Annotated in this window: 17 protein-coding genes; 6 read left to right on the plus strand and 11 right to left on the minus strand. The window is 55.4% G+C overall.

Annotated elements, in window-relative coordinates; genetic code table 11:
- Positions 1-506: 506 nt before the first annotated feature.
- Genes AC2TF6_RS20155 through AC2TF6_RS20165 form a run of 3 tightly spaced genes read right to left on the minus strand, consistent with a single transcriptional unit; the run spans position 507 to position 6,482 of the window.
- Positions 507-3,872, minus strand: a complete 3,366-nt coding sequence (locus tag AC2TF6_RS20155) for an AAA family ATPase (protein WP_491308213.1) — start codon at positions 3,870-3,872, stop codon at positions 507-509.
- Positions 3,869-5,317 (minus strand): metallophosphoesterase family protein, encoded by a 1,449-nt coding sequence (locus AC2TF6_RS20160; RefSeq protein ID WP_491308214.1) that lies wholly within the window; start codon positions 5,315-5,317, stop codon positions 3,869-3,871. The genes AC2TF6_RS20155 and AC2TF6_RS20160 overlap by 4 nt, the downstream gene beginning before the upstream one ends.
- A gap of 40 nt (positions 5,318-5,357) precedes the next feature.
- Positions 5,358-6,482, minus strand: a complete 1,125-nt coding sequence (locus tag AC2TF6_RS20165) for a glycosyltransferase family 4 protein (RefSeq protein WP_009674801.1) — start codon at positions 6,480-6,482, stop codon at positions 5,358-5,360.
- Between the two features lie 269 nt (positions 6,483-6,751).
- Between AC2TF6_RS20165 and AC2TF6_RS20170 the strand changes: the two genes are divergently transcribed.
- Complete coding sequence (locus tag AC2TF6_RS20170; protein ID WP_491308215.1) at positions 6,752-7,888, plus strand: GGDEF domain-containing protein; 1,137 nt, start codon at positions 6,752-6,754, stop codon at positions 7,886-7,888.
- Positions 7,889-7,977: 89 nt separating this feature from the next.
- On the opposite strand, the gene AC2TF6_RS20175 is transcribed toward AC2TF6_RS20170, so the two are convergent.
- Positions 7,978-8,184 (minus strand): helix-turn-helix domain-containing protein, encoded by a 207-nt coding sequence (locus AC2TF6_RS20175; RefSeq protein WP_009674753.1) that lies wholly within the window; start codon positions 8,182-8,184, stop codon positions 7,978-7,980.
- Between the two features lie 184 nt (positions 8,185-8,368).
- Between AC2TF6_RS20175 and AC2TF6_RS20180 the strand changes: the two genes are divergently transcribed.
- Both AC2TF6_RS20180 and AC2TF6_RS20185 read left to right on the plus strand, forming a co-directional pair.
- Positions 8,369-8,749, plus strand: coding sequence for a helix-turn-helix domain-containing protein (locus tag AC2TF6_RS20180; protein ID WP_217560088.1), 381 nt, complete (start codon positions 8,369-8,371; stop codon positions 8,747-8,749).
- A gap of 200 nt (positions 8,750-8,949) precedes the next feature.
- Positions 8,950-9,330, plus strand: coding sequence for a helix-turn-helix domain-containing protein (locus AC2TF6_RS20185; RefSeq protein ID WP_491308216.1), 381 nt, complete (start codon positions 8,950-8,952; stop codon positions 9,328-9,330).
- 111 nt (positions 9,331-9,441) lie between these two features.
- Here AC2TF6_RS20185 and AC2TF6_RS20190 read toward each other — a convergent pair whose 3' ends face one another.
- The gene (locus AC2TF6_RS20190) at positions 9,442-9,711 is read right to left on the minus strand and encodes a hypothetical protein (protein WP_009674730.1); all 270 of its coding nucleotides are present in this window, start codon (positions 9,709-9,711) and stop codon (positions 9,442-9,444) included.
- Between the two features lie 358 nt (positions 9,712-10,069).
- Here AC2TF6_RS20190 and AC2TF6_RS20195 point away from each other — a divergent pair, with 358 nt between their 5' ends.
- Both AC2TF6_RS20195 and trxA read left to right on the plus strand, forming a co-directional pair.
- Positions 10,070-10,702 carry a nitroreductase family protein gene (locus AC2TF6_RS20195; protein WP_491308217.1) on the plus strand — a complete coding sequence of 211 codons (633 nt, stop codon included), beginning with the start codon at positions 10,070-10,072 and terminating at the stop codon, positions 10,700-10,702.
- A 40-nt stretch (positions 10,703-10,742) separates the two neighbouring features.
- Positions 10,743-11,060, plus strand: coding sequence for a thioredoxin (gene trxA, locus AC2TF6_RS20200; RefSeq protein ID WP_009674789.1), 318 nt, complete (start codon positions 10,743-10,745; stop codon positions 11,058-11,060).
- Between the two features lie 135 nt (positions 11,061-11,195).
- Here trxA and AC2TF6_RS20205 read toward each other — a convergent pair whose 3' ends face one another.
- From AC2TF6_RS20205 to AC2TF6_RS20230, 6 genes are all read right to left on the minus strand, one after another.
- A complete protein-coding gene (locus tag AC2TF6_RS20205) occupies positions 11,196-12,233 on the minus strand; it encodes a hypothetical protein (protein ID WP_491308218.1) in 1,038 nt (345 codons plus the stop codon).
- Between the two features lie 280 nt (positions 12,234-12,513).
- Positions 12,514-12,939: a hypothetical protein gene (locus AC2TF6_RS20210; RefSeq protein ID WP_491308219.1), complete on the minus strand. Its 426-nt coding sequence runs from the start codon at positions 12,937-12,939 to the stop codon at positions 12,514-12,516.
- Between the two features lie 106 nt (positions 12,940-13,045).
- On the minus strand, positions 13,046-13,822 hold the full coding sequence (locus AC2TF6_RS20215; protein WP_491308220.1) for a DUF6973 domain-containing protein: 777 nt from the start codon (positions 13,820-13,822) through the stop codon (positions 13,046-13,048).
- Positions 13,823-14,092: 270 nt separating this feature from the next.
- Positions 14,093-15,613 carry an MDR family MFS transporter gene (locus tag AC2TF6_RS20220; protein WP_009674737.1) on the minus strand — a complete coding sequence of 507 codons (1,521 nt, stop codon included), beginning with the start codon at positions 15,611-15,613 and terminating at the stop codon, positions 14,093-14,095.
- 57 nt (positions 15,614-15,670) lie between these two features.
- Positions 15,671-16,486 carry a Cof-type HAD-IIB family hydrolase gene (locus AC2TF6_RS20225; protein ID WP_218229565.1) on the minus strand — a complete coding sequence of 272 codons (816 nt, stop codon included), beginning with the start codon at positions 16,484-16,486 and terminating at the stop codon, positions 15,671-15,673.
- A 112-nt stretch (positions 16,487-16,598) separates the two neighbouring features.
- Positions 16,599-17,354: a pseudouridine synthase gene (locus AC2TF6_RS20230; RefSeq protein WP_491308221.1), complete on the minus strand. Its 756-nt coding sequence runs from the start codon at positions 17,352-17,354 to the stop codon at positions 16,599-16,601.
- A 388-nt stretch (positions 17,355-17,742) separates the two neighbouring features.
- Here AC2TF6_RS20230 and AC2TF6_RS20235 point away from each other — a divergent pair, with 388 nt between their 5' ends.
- Entirely contained in the window at positions 17,743-18,252 is a 510-nt protein-coding gene (locus AC2TF6_RS20235; protein ID WP_218229563.1) for a thioredoxin family protein, read from the plus strand.
- Positions 18,253-18,311: the final 59 nt, after the last annotated feature.

The raw sequence follows: 18,311 nt of genomic DNA on the forward strand, positions 1-18,311 counted from the left end.
ACGGGCGGGATCGACGAAAAGACGATGGACGACGGGAGACCGAGTCTTCACGCTTGGCTCCGGAACACACGGCACCGTCGCACTCGCAAAAAACAGGCATGTTCTCTTGCAACGCGGAGAACATGCCTGTTTTTACGTTTTGTCCCGGTCGCTGCCGGGGAGGCCGCACGGTGCATGTGAAACGCTTCGCAGCATGCGAGCAACGGCAGTTCCGGCTGTATGTTTATCAGTACCGCGATCGACAAAAGTCTTTTTCAAGACGACGTCGCCCCCGCATTAGCCGATGGGAATCGCAGCCGGACGACTGGACGACTCTCTTCCCGAACGACTAACTGGGATGAACAAATAAAAAACTGGAGGTCATGGTCCGCGTTCATCTCAAAATCCTTTCTCCGGAAGGCAAAAGAGAATAGAACATTTTCTTGTCAAAAGACATACTTGTAAGGACCTATACGATGAACGCCAAAAGACCCTTCCTTTAATAAGGAGGGTCTTTTGGCTGTCTATTAAACATGAAGCACACCTGCTGCGGGAGAAATCCCTGTCACCGCATCCCTTACATGCTCGTGACAAGTAAAAAGCAGAACCTGCCGCTTTCCGCCGAGCTGCCCGATAATCCGCAGCGCCCCTTCCATCCGCTCTTTATCGAAATTGACGAATATATCGTCAAAAACGAGCGGCAGGGAAGCTCCGCCGGTAAATTCTTCAACGAGCGCGAATCTCATCGACAAGTAAAGCTGCTCCGCGGTTCCGCGGCTTAGCCTTGATGAGTCCACCTGCCGTCCGTCCGACCGGACGGCATAGAGCCGCTGCTGCCCGAACGGCGCGACCACTTGCGTAAACCGGCCGCCCGTCATGGCCGCAAAGCAGGCCGAAGCGCGGCGGAGCACGCCCGGCTGGCGTTCGCGTTCACAGCGCTCGCGCGTCCGCTTCACGAGCAGGGCGGCCATCGCGAGCACCGCGTATTTGCCGCCCAGCTCGCGCACCTCGGCGAGCTGCTCCTCGGTGCGCTGGAGCAGCTCGCCGCGCTCGCTCCCGCCTTCGAGCTTCTCCAGCTCGCCGGCCAGACGGCCGCGCCTGTCGCGCAAGCGGTTCGCCTCGGCCTCCAGGCCGCTCAGGCTGCCCGCGAGCTCCTCCTCGCGCGAGGCGAGGCTCCCCTCGTCGGCGCCGGACAGCGCCGCGTCGAGCCGCTCGCGCCGCGAGACGCCGGCATGCGCATCCAGCGCGCCGGAGAGGAGCCGCGCTTCGGCCGCGAGCTGGGCAAGGCGCTCCTGGAGAGCCGCCTGCCAGAGAAGCTCCTCTTCGCCGGCGGCCTGCGCCTCGCTCAGAAGCGCTTGCAGGCGCTCCGCCGCTTGACGCGCCTTCTGCGCGGCAGCCGTCTCCCGGCGCCGGACCTCCGCGGCTTCGGCCGCAAGGCGCTCGCGCCTTGCGAGCAGCCCCTGCTGCTCCGCAAGCCGCTCGGCGCGGCGCCGGAGCCCCGGCAGCGGGTCCGCCGCTTCGGCCTCGCCCAGCAGCCGGACCGTCCGCGTTTCGAACGCGGCGGAAGAGGCCTGCAGGGCGGCCAGTTTGGACTCGCAGCCGGCAAGGCGCTGCAGCAGGTCATGCCCGCGGGCGATCAGCTGCAGCGATTCCAGCGCCGCTTCGGGAGACAGGTGCGGCCTCAGCTTGCGTTCGCGAAGCCAGGCGCTCCAGCGCTCCTGACCGGACGCGGCGCGTTCTTCCAGCGAACGCATCCGGGAGGAAACCGCCGCCTGCTGCTTCTCCAGCGACTGAATGCTCTGCTTCAGTTCTTCAAGCTTGGCCCTCCGGCGCTCCAATTCGGAGCGGTGCTGCGCCCACAAATCGGTGCCGGTCAGCCAGCTTTCCAGCTCCCGCTCCAGCCAGCTCAGCGTCTCCGGCCAAGACGGCAGAGGCATGCGTCCGAGAGCGGAAGTTTCATCGGAAGAGCCGTTCGCGCGGGCGGCGGCCGCTTCACGGCTTCCGGCTCCGCGGCTGCTCAGAAGAAGCGCCAGATTCTGCTGCAGCCGCTGCCGGAGAGCCGCCTTGTCTGCCTCCAGCCGGACATCCTCGCCGTCTGCCCGATGGTCCGCTTCGCCCGGTTGTGCGGCAGCGGACAACCAATCGCCGGAGGAGGCCGCTCTTCCCCGGCGGGCACGCCCTCTCCCCTCCGTCCGGGCTTCCGGCAGCAAGGGACCCCGGCTGTGCCTGTTTCCGCGGGCTCTATCCGGGGAGCCGAATATCAGCCAGGCCGTACCCGCCGCCAGCACAACAAATACGGCCGCAGCCGCAGCCGCCTGACCGCTTATAAGCAGCGCCGCCGGCAGAAGAACCGCGATCGCTCCCGCGGCGTAAGCGGTCTTTTTCCTTGTACGGTCGGAGTCGCTCCGCCTTTGGTCCGACCAGGCTTCGAATTCCTCCTGCCTACGGCGTTCTTCCTCCCGGATCCGGTCTCTCTGTTCTTCCTCGCTCTTCAGCAGTCTCCACTGCGCGTAATCGGAAGACAACCGGCGAAGCAGACCCGATTCGGCGGCTGTCCGCGCACCCGGCGCATCTTCCCGGAGCTCCGACAGCGTCAGCCATTCGCTCCATTCGAGCTGGCGCTCGGCGAGCTCGCTCTGCTGCTCCTCCAGCCGGCCAAATACCCGGCTCAGCTCGCTTTCGAGCAGCGCCCTCTCTCCGTCCCATTTCGCAAAGGAATCCCGTGCTTCCCGGATCTGTTCTTTCATGCCGACCGAAACGGGGAAATCAGCCAGATCCTGCCGCGTCCACTGCTCGTCGAGCTGCCGCAAGAGAGCCGCCAGCGCTTCGTTCAGCTGAGCTTTCTCCGTCTCCGCGGACGCCGCCGCAAGCTGCCCGCTGCGGTAAGCCCCCGCTTCCTCTTCAAGGGCGGCGAGTTCGGCCGCGCCTTCGAGCAGTTCTTCGCGGACGGGCAGGGCTTCGACCGCCCGCAGAAGCGCGGCGCTCTCTTCCTCGTATTGACGCCGCTCATTCTCGAATTCGTCCCGTTCCTGACGGATGGCTTCATATCGCTCGGCGGCATGCAGCGGAAATCCGGGAATTTCCCGGATTTCCGCCATTTCCGCCTGAATCCGCCGCAGTTTCAGCCACGGCTCGAAGGCTTTCCCGCAGCGCCGGGTCCATTCCAGCTCGGCGGCCGTCTCCGTCCGGGCGGCATCCAGCCCGTTCAGCCGGTCTCCGAGCCGTTTCCACTCTGACGTCGCTTCTTCGTACCGGCTGATCTCGTCGGCGGAACGGTTCCGGCTGGAGCGGAGTTCTTCGTACGCCCGGATGCTGCGGTTCAGCTCCTGGGTCCGTCCCCTTGGCCGGAACAAAGCATCCGCCCTTGCAGCGAGCTTGCGCTCCGCTTCCACTACGGCGCTTCCGCTCACGCCAAAGCCCGCTCCGTAGAGGTAGCCGCCGATGTCGTCCCCCTGCAGGGTCCGCAGCTCCTGAAGCTCGCCCAGCCCGAAGGCGAACAAGCTCCGGAAAAGCTCCGCGGACAGTCCTCCGAGCAGATGACGGAGCAGTTCTTCGCCGCCTTCCGCGCCTCCTTCGAGCGTCACTTTAACGGAGCCGGCTGCGGGCGGACGTCCGGGACCGCCGTGATCCGCATAGCGTTCGATCAGGACGGTCCGGCCCTGCTTGTCCTCCAGCAGCAGCGCGCCGCCGTGCGCCCCCCCGCCATCGGGCTCATACCTGTCGGCGGCCTGCGCCCGCGTCGGGAACCCGAACAAGACGGCGCGGATAAAACCGAGCAGGGTACTTTTGCCCGCCTCATTGGGGCCATACAGCACGGTAACGGGCGATTCAAACCGGTAAGTCCGGTTCTGCAGGGAACCGAACCCCCGGACTCTTATTTCGCGGATGATCATTTGCCCCGCCTCCCGTCCGGCATCAGCTGATCGACGGCGAGTTCACGCGCCGCCTCCAGCCAATCTCCCGTGTCTTCGAGAAGCCCGTCCGCTCCTCCGAACAGCCTGGAAGCTCCGTTCTGGACAAGGAGGGAACCGAGCGCCTCATCGGCGAATTCTCGCAGCTTCCCTTCATCCGCAGCCAGTTCTTCCGCCAGCCGGAGGAGGTCGCCTATGAAGCTTTCCTCCCGGAGAAGCAGTTCAAAGTCGATATCCTGCCCGGTTCGGGCTTCTATGGATTCGATCCAGACGAACGGAACGTCCGCCGCCGCACTGCGGAAGACGCCGCCTGAGGGGGGATCCTTGGGGTAAGAGTCCGTCCCCTCTTCCTTATTGTCGTCTGCCGGGTGGAGAGCTTGCGTATGTTCGGCGCCTGCAGCGGTGCCGCCCCTGCCGTATCCGGCGGCCGAACGTCCCGCCAGAGCCAGCAGCTCGCTCTCGCGCAGCTCACGGAGCAGGTCGGAAAGGGTACTCCCTGCCTGCAGCTTCAAATGAAGCGGTCCCCGGCCTTCCAGGAAGATCCGGGCGACGGTCGGCCTGCCTTCGGCTTTCTCCCTTAGCCGGGCCAGCAGATCCTGCAGGCTTTCCTGCAGTTCCTCTTCCGTGCCGATGCCCGCGATAGAAAGAGTCTCCTGCTGCCAGCGCACCCCGTCCAGGGCGTGAAAATCCAGCGCGGGACTCCCGTTCTCATCCACAGCCACGATATAGCACCCGCGCGGGCCGCACTCCCGTATGCTCCTGCCCTGTATGTTGCCGGGGTACACGGCGGCGGGCTTCTCATCCATGACGATTTCTCTTGTATGTATGTGGCCTAGGGCCCAATAGTCGATCCCCCGCCCCACAAGATCCGATTTGTTGCAAGGGGCGTAGTTGTCGTATCCCGGGCGTCCGTCGACATTCGTGTGAAGCAGAGCCACTTGGAAAACCGAAGCGTCCCCGCCCCGGAAACGCAGGGCGAGGTTCTCCGTTACCGCGGCGGATGCGTACGAGATGCCGTGAACTTCGGCGACAAGCCCCCGATCTTCCTTCACGACCCGAACCGTCTCGACCCTGTCCGACGGATATACATAAGCTCCCGCCGGCCATTCCAGGTCCGCTCCCCGGCCGTCCAGCGGATCGTGATTGCCGTGGATAACCAGGGCGGGGATTCCCGCCCGGTCCAGCTCGGCAAGGGCGCTGCGGAAGCGCAGCTGAGCCCGGAGGGAGCGGTCGCCGGCGTCATAGATATCGCCGCTGAAAACAGCGAAATCGACCTTCTCCCGGACCGCCAGCCGGACGAGCCGGCTTAACGCTCCGAAGGTCGATTCCCGGATTACATCCCGGATCCGCTCGGGAACCGAGTTCATCCCTTTGAACGGGCTGTCGAGGTGAAGGTCGGCGGCATGCAGAAATTTCAGCGCCTTCATCCGCACACCCCCTTCGTTTGGCCTAAAGCGATGAAAGTCTTCATTTCCCGTACCTCTCGTACACTCCGCGAAGCTGCCGGATGACCCTGTTGAGCGAGTACGATTTCTTCGCTTTCTCCGAAGCCGCACGGGCCAGCTGATACCGGTAGGTCGGATCGACCACGACTTTCTCCAGCGCCTGGCTGAGCGCCGGCGCATCACCCGGCTCGACCAGCAACCCGTTGCGTCCGTTCTCGATCTGCTCCGCAACCCCCCCGACATTCGTGCCTACTAGTGCCAGAAGGCAGAGAGCCGCCTCCGCAAATACGGAGCCGAAAGCCTCAGCTTTCGAAGGAAGGACGAAAACGTCGAAGAAGGGCATAAACTCTTCCGGGTGCAGCATGTACCCGTAAAAAATAATCTCCTCATATAAGTTCAGTTCCTTCGCCAATTCCTCGAGCTCTGTCCGGGAAGGGCCGTCGCCGATAATATGCAGGACGAAAGGATGCCCCCGTTCTTTGAGCATCGCACATGCCTGAAGCAGCGTTTCGAGCCCTTTCGCCGGAACCAGGCGGCACACCGTAATGAGTTGGGCGACTTCGTTCTCGTGGGAAATCGGCCGGAAGCGCTTCTCGTCGTAGCCGTTCGGGATAACCCCGATCCGATCGGGGTCCTGGATAAATTCGCTTATATATCCTTTGAAAGAGTTCGAAACCGTTAAAATCTGGTCCAGCCGCGCTTCCATCTCGCCGTAAATCGACGTCAGAAAAAGCTGCTCGGGACCGCCTTCCTCTATTTTTCCGTTCAGCAAAAGCTCTCCCTCGTAGCTGGAGTGAACGGTTACGATGACCGTCGTATCGGGAAATACTTCCTTAATAGCGAGCGCGGCAATCGGGTGATGGGCGTGAATCAGATCGTAGCTCTTACGGATACGAAGCTTCGTCCACCACACGTAATCTTTGTAGGTTTGGATATATTTGTCCACGATCGGGTTCCCCGCGTAACGGGTCCAATCGAACGTATTGAAGGTAACGGGCTCGGTTCCCTTGCCCCTGACCCTTCTGGGAAGGGAAAACAGTTCCATGTCCCAGCCTCTTTTATTAAACTTTTCGGTAATATACGGGACCATGGAAGAAACCCCGCCCGGCTGCTCCGGCGGGAAGAATAACGCTTGCAAAATGTTCATCGATGCACACTCCTGATCCTCCGGCCGCTTGCGCGGCGCAAATCCGGCTTCAGCATCATACGCTCAGCCTCTTCTTATTGTACCTTCTGCCCGGCTAATAGAAAAGAGAACACGTCCCTGCCGGTGGAGACGGCGTTTCAGTCTGCCGGTACTTTTCCGAAAAAAGTTGTTCTTGTCCCCGCCCTATTTTGCTATAATGAAATCGCCTGAAAATGCGAACGTACATTTGAGTCCGGACCCCGCAAAAGGGAACGGACAACCTCGGAGGAATGTTGAACTTGTGGAACAATCCGATTGAAACATGGGGTCCGGAGACGGCCAGCTCCATGATGCTAGTCATTCTTGCCCTGATGATTTTCATCTCGGGAAGGCTTTACTATACACGCAGAAAAAAAGGCTATCTCTCGATGACCGTTTCGCTCATCCTCATGCTCGCGCATAACCTTCTCCGGCTTTACTGGCAGGCCTCGGGCCAGCTGCAGGGCGTGTCGGGCTTCGCGGACGATCTGCTGCAGGCCGTCACCTTCGTCCTGATCAATCTGGGCGTTTATCAGCTGTATAATCCGACGCGGCGGCGTCATTATTTATATTTTTACGGCTTGATCGCGGTCGCTCTGGGCATTTCCGCTTTTCATTTTTACCCGCCGTCCGCAGGAAGTCCCGAGCAGGCTGCGCTTCTGGCCGACTTGCCGCTGGAGCTGTACATGTTCGTGCTGATCTTTTTATGCGCTTACACCATTACGCCTCTGATCGGACAGCAAGGTAAATTCCAGGCCGTGATGACGCTGTATTTCGCCAGACAAACGGCACATATGGTCAATCTGTACCTGTTTCAAGGGGAGCAGAAATGGCTGATGCTGGCGGAATGGTTCATTCCGGTCATCTATGTGACGATTCTTTTCTTCCTGCTGTTCGATCGGGTAGTCGAGCTCATGCAGGCGATTTACCAGTCCTCGATCACCGACGGTCTGACCAAAGTGTATAACCGCAAATACTTCGATAAAAGAGTTTCGCAGTATATCCGGCTGAATTTGAACGTTTCGGTCCTGTTCAGCGACATAGACAATTTCAAAAAGCTCAACGACACCAAGGGCCACCACATGGGAGACGAGATGCTCAAGCAGGTGGCGAGCATCATGCGCCAGGAAGCGGACGAGAGCGGTATCGTGGGGCGTTACGGCGGCGAGGAGCTCGTCATTCTGCTGACCGATCCCGATGTCAAACCCGCCGAGCTCGCGGAGAGAATACGCAAGCGCATCGAAGAAGAAACCATCGTCACCGTCAGCATGGGTTTCAGCACCTACAAGAAAGGCCTTACGGGAGACAAGCTGATCAAACAGGCGGACGAAGCGATGTACAAGGCCAAAACAACCGGGAAGAACAAGGTCGTCAAATTCGGCGCTTGACTTATTCCCTGCCCGGTCTTCCGGCAGCAATGACTACACGGCGGGGATTACAAAAAAGGCGCGGCCTCTGGCAGGACCGCACCTTTTCCTCACTGAATATGGAACAACTCCTCGACCTGCTTTCCGAGAACGATGCTCAGACGCTTCGCGGCCCCGGGACCGACCGACTTCATCGACCGCTCCAGCAAGCTGATGTATGCGTGGCTTAATCCCGTCTGTCTGGCGAGCTCCCGCTGGGTCAGTCCCAGCGTCATTCTTCTGCGGATAAATTCTTCCGATTTGGCGATAATCCTCATAAAAAATCATGGCCCCCATTTCCTAATTAATTCCATGGTAGCATTATAATTTACTATTGTAAACATAAATATTTACTATAGTTGACGATATCTCTTCTTTCTTTTACCCCGGATTGAAAAACCACATTTTCCCTGCTATGATAAGCATGTTAACTAATGTTTACCAAGAAATGCGGGTGCTGCGATGTATTTCTATGACAAACTCAAAGATCTCCGCAAGCTGAAAGGCTATACGATCCGCGAACTGGCAGACCGTTCCGGCGTATCCGCCGCTTACATTTCCCAGCTTGAGAACGGCAACCGCAATATCCCGTCTCCGGATGTGCTGATGAAGCTGTCCGAAGGCTTGAATATTCCTTACGCCGAACTGATGAAAATCGCCGGATATCTCGACGAACCGGAGAGCGGCGGGGACAAGCCCAAGGCTCCGGTCAATCTGCGCCGGTTTCTTCATGACAACGATCTCATCTTCGACGGCATGGAACTGACGGAGCAGGACAAAGAATGGGTCGAGCGCATGCTCAGCGCCCTGTTCTGGAAAGAACGGAACAGCCGCAACGGATAAGAACGGCCGACCGCCCTCCTGCAATCCTGCCTTACATAAGCAAATGGAACAACCCGCTGGAGCTGAATCTTCCTACGGGTTGTTATTCGTTCCTGTTAATCTTTTTGGGCCGCGCGGCCAAAGTTCCCCTTTGAAAACCGCATATTCCCTGCTATGATAAACATGTTAACTAATGTTTACCAAGAAATGCGGGTGCTGCGATGTATTTCTATGACAAACTCAAAGATCTCCGCAAGCTGAAAGGCTATACGATCCGCGAACTGGCAGACCGTTCCGGCGTATCCGCCGCTTACATTTCCCAGCTTGAGAACGGCAACCGCAATATCCCGTCTCCTGATGTGCTGATGAAGCTGTCTGAAGGCTTGAATATTCCTTACGCCGAACTGATGAAAATCGCCGGGTATCTCGACAAACCGGAGAGCGGCGGGGACAAGCCCAAGGCTCCGGTCAACCTGCGGCGGTTTCTTCATGACAACGAACTTATCTTCGACGGCATCGAACTGACGGAGCAGGATAAAGAATGGGTCGAGCGCATGCTCAGCGCCCTCTTCTGGAAAGAACGGAACAGCCGCAACGAATAAGAACGGCAGGCAGGCACCCTGGAATCCTGCCTTACATAAGCAAACGGAACAACCCGCGGGAGCTGAATCATCCCTGCGGGTTGTTTCTTGGTGTATGTTAATCCGGGCCGGCTACGCGATTGAATTCGGTTTGGCCAGACGGCCGAGGTTTCCCTGTATCTCCTGAATCCGTTCATTCTCCTGCCGCAGCTTCTCCTCGATACGTTCCGTCAAATGAGCGATCTGTTCTGCAACACTGTCCGGCACTTCAACTTCGGGCAGCGACTTGATGATATACAGCAGACACTGCAGCGTATCTTCCATCACTTCTTTTTTGCGGCTTGCGATTACGACCTCCGCCAAGAAGATAAGGTGCGTCAGTTCATTTTGCAGGACACTCATTCAAGTTCCACTTCCTTCCACTTCCGATTATGACTGAAATTGTCGAATGTGAAAAGTTGCTCTTGACAGTTTTAACTGTAATATTTATTATACTAGATATATCGTAACTTATTTAGTTACAGTTTAGTCCACCCAGACGGCATCCGTTATGCCCGGATATCCGTCCTTCTGCCAGCGGGCCTGACCGAGTTCTCCCTTTTCTGCCGAACGGCCGGCGGCCCGCTTTTTTTACCCGACGACCGAGAAATCGTTTGGCCTGAAAAAATTGACTACGCGGAACTACCGGAAACGAGACATGTTTTCCGCAAAACCGCACACATTACCTATAACTTTGCCAACCGCCAAAAGGAGGATATTTATGACCCAACAGCTTTTTCCCGAAACTCTGAAAGTCATTGCGGAGCGCCACTCCGTAAAATCGTACGATCCGGATTTTGTGTTTCCCGAGGAGCATAAGGAGCTTATCCTGAACGCGGCTAACCAGGCGCCGTCCTCCTGGAATCTGCAGCACTGGAAATTCCTCGTGATCGACGACCCTGCCGCCAAGCAGCGTCTGCTCCCCATCGCAAGCAACCAGAAGCAGGTCGTGGAAAGCTCCTTTGTCGTCGCCGTCCTGGGCGACCTGCAGGCGAACTTGAACGCCGAAACGATCTACGGCGCTGCCGTTGAGAGCGGGTTCTTGACGCCGGAAATCAAAGACACGCTCGTGTCGCAAATTAACGGCGCCTATGCAAGCGGCGGAAGCATTCCTCGCGATGAAGCGATCCGCAACGCCTCGTTCGCGTCCATGCAGCTCATGCTCGCGGCGAAAGCGCTCGGCTACGATACGTGCCCGATGGGCGGCTTCAATCCGGCCGCGTTCGTACAGGAATTCAATATTCCGGAGCGCTACATTCCCACTCTGCTGATCTCCGTCGGCAAAGCGGCGAAACCGGCTTATGCGTCGGGCCGCTTCCCCCTGGAGCAGGCTATCGTTAAAAATTCGTTCTAACCTGGTCTTACCCTAAAATTTCACACACGGAGGGATTCCTATGTCTTTGCTAAATGTATCCGATCAAACTTTCCAAGAAACGCTGGATAACAACAACCTTGTTCTCGTCGATTTCTGGGCGCCGTGGTGCGGTCCCTGCAAAATGCAGAGCCCGATCCTGGACCAGCTGACGGAAGAAGCCGGCGAAGCGGTAACGATCGCCAAGATCAACGTCGACGACAATCCGGAAACGGCCTCGAAGTTCGGCGTGATGAGCATTCCTACCTTGAAGCTGTTCAAAAACGGCGGCGAAGTCAAAACGATGGTAGGCGTTCAATCGCTTCAGACGCTGAAAGAACTGGTTAATCAAAACCAGTAATTATCCGAAATTTTCCCTGCCCTTTTCTCCCAAAGCCCGGCACAAAGCAAAAAGAGCGGTCCTTTTCGTCATCCGGCGAATTGGACCGCTCTTTTTTACGGAAAAAACGCGGAGCCCCGGCTCCGCCTTATCGTGTTATTGAATCGTAACATTTTCGAACAACAGTTCATCGATCAGCTTGTTGCGGTAAAGCATGGACAGATGCAGCGAATCGTAATCCTGCTCCTTGTCCAGCTCCTCCATCAGCAGCCGGGCAATTTCCTGCCGTTGGCGGGAATCGTCGGTTTGGCGGAAATCGATAAAGCCGGTCAGCTGATCCTCGCTTACGTCAATAGTGGCCGTTCCGATCGGAATACCGCCGTATTCCTGCTCGTAAATCTCATAGGTCAACGTATCCCCGTCATCCCTTGCCAGAATGACCGAGTATTCCTCTTCGCCGCTGTCCAGTTCGCTCAGCTCATCCGCCTCTTCCAGCGAGATTTCGATCGAATCCACAATTTCCCCGTCAAAACGGCTGTGGAACAAAAAGTTCTCGGTCTCTTCTTCCTGAAAGTCGGCGACAATCAGGTTCGATGCGAGCTCCATCTCTTCCTCAAGCGGGTCGAATACCCAGTCGAGCATACATACGGCTTCGCTGCCGTAGATCCGGCATGACGCTTCCGCCACCAGGCGGGAACCCGGATCGAAAAGCTGGTACTCCACCCGCCCGCGCGAATCTTCCAGAAGCACCAGCTCGTAATCCGGTTCCGCGTCGTAAGCGTCCTCTTCCATGGAGATGTCATCGAGCTCATCTTCCTCGTAGTCTCCGTATACGGATTCGTCACCGACCCACTCCGCCGTCGTTTCATCGTCCGCATAGTCCACCGCCGAGGATTCGTCCGGAAGCAGCGGAGTCCCGATGATATGGTCATAGCTGCCATACGTCAGCACAACGTCGCATTCCCGGATGTTCATCGCATCGACCAGCCATTGGATATGGTTGCGCACGAATGCGTCCACTTCTCTTTTGCCGGCAGGGGACAGTACGGCATCCTCAAGCTGAATGCCCCCGGTCATCCGGTCCCCTTCGCGGTACACCAAACTGATAATTCCGGCAAAACGGCCGTCCACCAAGATTTCCGTCACTTCTCCGCCCGCCGTTTTCAGGTCGGGTCTTAGTACTAGCTGGGCCATTTGCTCTGCCTCCCTTATCGGTATTTCCGGACGATGCAGCAAATTCTGGCCAGGCCAAAAATGCTTACCCGGAAGATTCTGCTCCTAGCGTACCCGGATCGCCGGAAATATATGTGACAACCGGGAGGCGGGCCCAAAACAAAAAAAGACTTACCCGGAGTCTGCAGATGCGGACGGGTAAGCTTCTGATTACTCCACTTGCAAAGAAACCAATATTCTCCAAGCAAAAAAGTCGGTGTTAACTGACCTTTCCTAAATTATTTGATTAAGTGAACTCTGATTACTGAACCTGTACCTTTATTGCATAATCGACAGACCCTTCAGGCCATTTAACTAAAAAAGAATAAACATATACGCCTTCTTTATCTGGAGCAGTTATTTCATTCGATTGAATATCGAGGTTTTTAAATTCTTCTTTATTAATGGTTTGACGAAATTGAACTTTCTCTGGAGTCTTATCAAAGGAAATATTAATAGAAGATTTTTTGGGAACAGGTACGGCGTCTTTATTATCCATAACTTCCCACGGTACCCCGTAACCGTCTTTAGCTCCCCAACTAAAAGAAACGATCTCAACAGGAATGATTATAGAGCTATCCTCTATTTTAGCCACAGGATTAGGAATAGGTTTATTGCTTAATTTGCTGCAGCTGACCGCTACCATTACCCAGGCTAACAACAAGAAAAATACCAGGGATTTTTTCATAAAATCCTTTTCCCTCCCATTTTCTAGATATATATTACTATACATGAATAAAAAGGAAAGTGAAACCCATGGGGTGTCGCTTTCCTTTTACACAATATTCATTTAATCAATCATGTAATGTAACCATCTCTCCAGCCCTAATTTTTGCAATTACTCTGTTTTGCAAATCGCCATCCGATGTCCATAGTATACTATCAGTTAAGATATTCCAAGTATCTCTTCCCTTCTCGTTATTATGAAGATCCATATTACTATGCTGTCTTCCCGAGTATCCATCTTCAAATATTTTACTGTAATAGGCTTCATCTTTACTTTCATGTGCTGTTCCATAAGACCAAGCCCACTGCTTTCCTGCATACTTACACATTAATGCATTCCATATAGCATGGCGGAATGCATCGCTAACATCTCCTTGTCCACTTTTACCATAATTAGTAACTGTATATGAATATGCTTTTTCTTTACAGCTATTAATAATTAAAGCTATCGCAGGGTTAGAGACAACTAAAGCTTTTTCAGCAGGCGTTAATTCAAGCCAAGTAGATTTAGCTTCTTCATATCCAAAGGTTTGTTCCTGCTTCGCTGTTTCATCAAACAATTTATTTACTTGGTCCAAAAGCAAATTCGGATTCTTTTTCTTTAAAACCTCTATTTTTTTATATAGTTCAATCTGTGTGCTAGAAAAGTTTAAATCTTTATAGGCCGGGTTCGAAACCACATCATCAACTGTGAGCTGTTTGCTTTCTATTTGTACGGGAGATGGTAAAACTGAAATTGTTGTATCGCTAGAATTTGCAGAAACAGTAGAACCCATAGAACTAATAAGAGCAGTAGACACAAGGACATTGAACGAAACTTTTTTTAACATTGATTTAGTTTTCATAGGCTTCCCTTCATTTGGTATTTTCATATACATTGTATTTTTAATTTTCAATTATGTAAATATATGTAATGTTTAGAATTTGTAAAGGTCCATAATATCTAAAACTAGCTTTATCTCAAATTTTCAAACCATGTTTCATTTGATATTATTTGTAATATGTGACAACCGGGAGGCGGGCCCATAACAAAAAAAGGCTTACCCGGAGTCTGCAAATGCGGACGGGTAAGCCTTTTTTCATGGATACAGCGTTAATTGCCTCCGTTCAATCCGTCAGGACTGCCGGGACGGCTCCGGTTCCGCCGCCAGCTCCGGCTCCTCTTCGACCTTGAACCGTTTCGGCAGAAGCAGCGTGAGCACGATGCCGATGGCCGCCAGAACGAGCAGGGACCAGAAGATGCGGCTGAGACTGAACGCGAACAGCTCGCGGATGCCTGCCATCGTTTCCGGCGAGAACGCGGAACGTCCGTGGGCGTCCAGCGCTTTGTTGAGATCGATGCCTCCGACCTGATCGGGATGAGCCTGCTGATACGTATGCAGCGAGGTGTTGTACAGCATCCCGAACACCGCGATCCCCAGCGTCTGGCCGAGCGTACGGATGAACGTATGCGAAGACATGGCGGCTCCGCGCAGCTTCCAGCCTACGGCGGACTGCATCGTGATCGTGTACGCCGTGAAGGCGAAGCCGAAGCCGATCCCGAACAGCGCCGTGTACACTTCAAGCGCCCACCCCGGGGTTGCGGACGTCATTAGGGCCAAGGCGACGGAACCCGCCGTAATTCCTCCCACGCCGATGAGGACGGCGGATCTTACGCCGAGGCGGACAAAGCCTCTTCCCGCCAGGGCTGCGCCGACCGTCCAGCAGATGGACAGCGGGATCAGCGCGAAGCCCGAGCCGGTCGCCCCGCCGCCGTTCACGCTCTGCACCCAGAGCGGCAGATAGATCGTGACCGCCACGAGGATGGCGCTGAGAATGAAGCCCGACGAGTTGATGAGCGTAAGGAGCCGGTCCTTAAACAGGTCAAGCGGCAGCATCGGCTCCGGCGATCTTTTTTCGACGGCGATAAAAATAAACAGGAAGACGACGGAGACGACCAGCAGACCGAGAATGACAGGCGAGCCCCAGGCATACTGAACCCCGCCGCTCAGCAGGGCATAGATCAGAGCCGTCATGCTGACCGTGAACGTCACAATGCCCGGATAATCGATCGGCCGCTTCGTTTTCTCCAGATTTTCGTGCAGATAGGCGGAAATCAGCAGCATGGAGATAATGCCGAACGGAATGTTAAAATAGAAAATCCATCTCCATGACACATAATCGACCATCAGACCGCCGGCCAGCGGCCCGAGAATGCCCGAAAGCCCCCAGATGCCGCTGATCCAGCCCTGGATTTTCGCGCGTTCTTCGAACGAGTAAATGTCTCCGACGATAATCATCGTAACGGGAAGAATGGCGCCGGCGCCGATCCCCTGGACCGCCCGGAAGAAGATCATCATTTCCATGGATTGCGCGATTCCGCACAAGGTCGAGCCGATCAGGAACAAACCGGTTCCGATCATAAAAATTTTCTTGCGTCCGTACAAATCGGACAACTTGCCGAATATCGGGGTAGAAACCGCCGTGGTGAGCAGGTAAATGGATATAACCCAGCTCATCAAGTCCAGACCGCCCAAATCGCCGACGATACGGGGAATGGCGGTCGACACGATCGTGCCTTCGATGGAAGACAGGAAGGTCACGACCATGATCGCCAGCAGGACTTTCGTTTTGTCGGTGTTACCGGACCGAGCCATTGGCAGCACCGCCTTTTCTTTTTTTAGTGAACCGCACGGGATGTTCGTTCAATTCGCTCAATCCCGGCGGACCGTTTGCAAGACGTGCGTTTCCAGCGCTTGCGCCACGCCGTCTTCATTGTTGGATGCGGTTATTTGGTCCGCCTGCTCCAGAACGCCTGCCGGAGAATTGGCCATCGCGATTCCGAGACCCGCGAAGGAGATCATCTCCAGGTCGTTGAAGTAGTTGCCGATGGCAAGCACCTCGTCCGGACGGACGTCGAGACTTGCGCATAAACTGCGCAGTGCGTTGCCCTTCGTGGCATCGGCGTGCATCACGTCGATAAAATGATCCCCGCTGCGGATCATGCGGAGATCGCCGTACAGCCGCGAAAGCGACCAGTCCCGCTCCACCGTGTCCATGACGGCCGGGTCCGCGCTGTAAAGCGTAAACTTGACGAGCGGGACCGTCAAAGCCGTAACATCCGCAACGAGATGCGGAGTGACGAAAAACTTCTTGTACATGGCCTGTTCGACCTCGGTTAAACGCTCCAGGTACATATCAAACGGGGCGCACACGTCGAAGTGCACCTCATGCTCGCGGCAGTATGCGATCATAGCGGCGATTTGGCTCACCCGGAACGCATACTGATGAATCAGTTCCAGCCCGGGAGACTGAACGGTGGCGCCGCCGTTGTGCGTAATGACCGTTCCTTCCAGTCCCAGTTCCTCCAGAACCGGAATGGCGCTTGCGGGCCCGCGGCCCGTGCAGAGCACGATGGAGCTTCCCTGCTCGTGCACACGGCGTACGGTTTCCCGGGTCCGTTCGGTAAGGAGATAGTCGTCGTTCAGAAGTGTGCCGTCAACATCCAGGGCGATCAGTTTGTAAGTCATGGGGCAGGTCTCCTTTCCACTCCGTTATTAGCTGGTATTGTCTCTCTTGCCCTTTGCACAGTCTTATGCACAGTCTTGTGCATTGCCTTGTGTACGCTGCCTAAGCTTCGTCTCATTTATGTAGATCGTTGTCGACACCGGGCTCGGAATCCAAGGAAGGCTTGCCCTGGAGCAGCTCCAGTTCCTCCCGGGTCAGTTCCCGGTATTCGCCCAGTCCCAGAGCCGGGTCCAGTTGGAGCGGTCCCATCGAGATGCGCTTCAAATAAACGACCCGCTTGCCGACTGCCTGGAACATCCGTTTCACTTGGTGAAACTTTCCTTCCTGAATGGTCAGCTCAATCTCCGAGCGTGGCGGATCAGCGGTTGTATCGCATGTCAGAACGCGAAGCTGCGCCGGCATCGTCACGTACCCGTCATCCAGCTCGACGCCCGCCTCAAACGCCTGTTTGTCGGCTTCTCCGGCTGAGCCTTCCACCTTGGCGTAGTAAGTCTTCGGCACATGCTTGCGCGGAGAAAGCAGATTGTGGGCCAGTTTGCCGTCGTTCGTTAGCAGCAGAAGCCCTTCCGTATCTTTATCCAGCCTGCCGACGGGAAATACGTCAAAGGGCGCATAAGCCTCGCCGAGCAGATCCACGACCGTGCGGTCCCGGTTGTCTTCCGTAGCGGAAACGACGCCCTGCGGCTTATTCAGAAGAAGGTAGACGAACTCCCGGTAAACGATCTTTTCTCCGCTTACGGTGATCTCGTCCTGCTCCGGGTCCACCTGCATCCCGCTGTCTTTGACCCGGATGCCGTTCACTTCGATCAAGCCGTTTTTGACCGTCTTTTTCAAATCGGAACGTGAACCGTAGCCGAGATGGGCGAGCACCTTATCGAGCCGTTGTGTTTTTCTTTTAATCGCGCTTCCGCCTCCTTCCGGCCAATCTTTTATGGAGCCTGCCTCTATTTCCTGCTTTTCCGCCCTATGAATAAAAGCCCTCTTGCCTCCGAGATCCGGGGCCAGGGCATGTTAGGTGGACTGCCTTTTATGCGAATCGGGGTATTCGGTCGAAGCGTTGGTGTTGAGCATACCGGGCGGAATTTAGTGCGGCTCCCCGTATTATAGACTATTCCGTGCCTGCTTGCACCTTCGGTCCGACAAAAAAACAGGCAATCTTTCACGATTTTCTCACTTTTTCACGAAGAACAAGCAGGATTTGCGCTCTTTCGTCTCGAAATTATTCTAGCTAAACAAGTAACCACTTAAGGAGTGAATTATGAAAAAATTAGCGATTTACTTAGGCATTATCGTTGTCCTTTTCGCCGCGATCTTCGTGGTCACGAAATCTTCCAACAAGGGCAATGACGAAGCGGCCAACAAGCTTTACGGCGTATCCGCTTCCAAGCTGAAACCGGCCACACAGAAACTGCTCGAAGACCCGAACTACCAGAACCTGATCAAACCCGAAGAGCTTGACAAACGCATCGCGAACAAAGAAAGCTTCTTCCTGTACTACTACGGCGCCGATTGTCCGCACTGCAAAGTAACGACTCCCGTCCTTGTCCCGCTGCAAAAAGAGCTTGGCATCGACGTGAAGCAGTTTAACCTGCTTGAATTCCAGGACGGCTGGAAAAAATACAACATTGAATTCACGCCTACACTCGTATACTACAAAGACGGCGTAGAGGTAGAACGCATGGTCGGCGGCGTGCCGGAAAACGGCGGAACCGAAGGCAATACGCCTGCGAAGTTCAAAGAATTTTTCCTCAAACATAACGGCAAATAATATAAAGAAGCAGCGGAGCTTATCCGCTGCTTTTATTATTGTGTTGGCACTTGGAGGAC

The sequence above is a fragment of the Paenibacillus sp. JNUCC 35 genome (assembly GCF_058269095.1).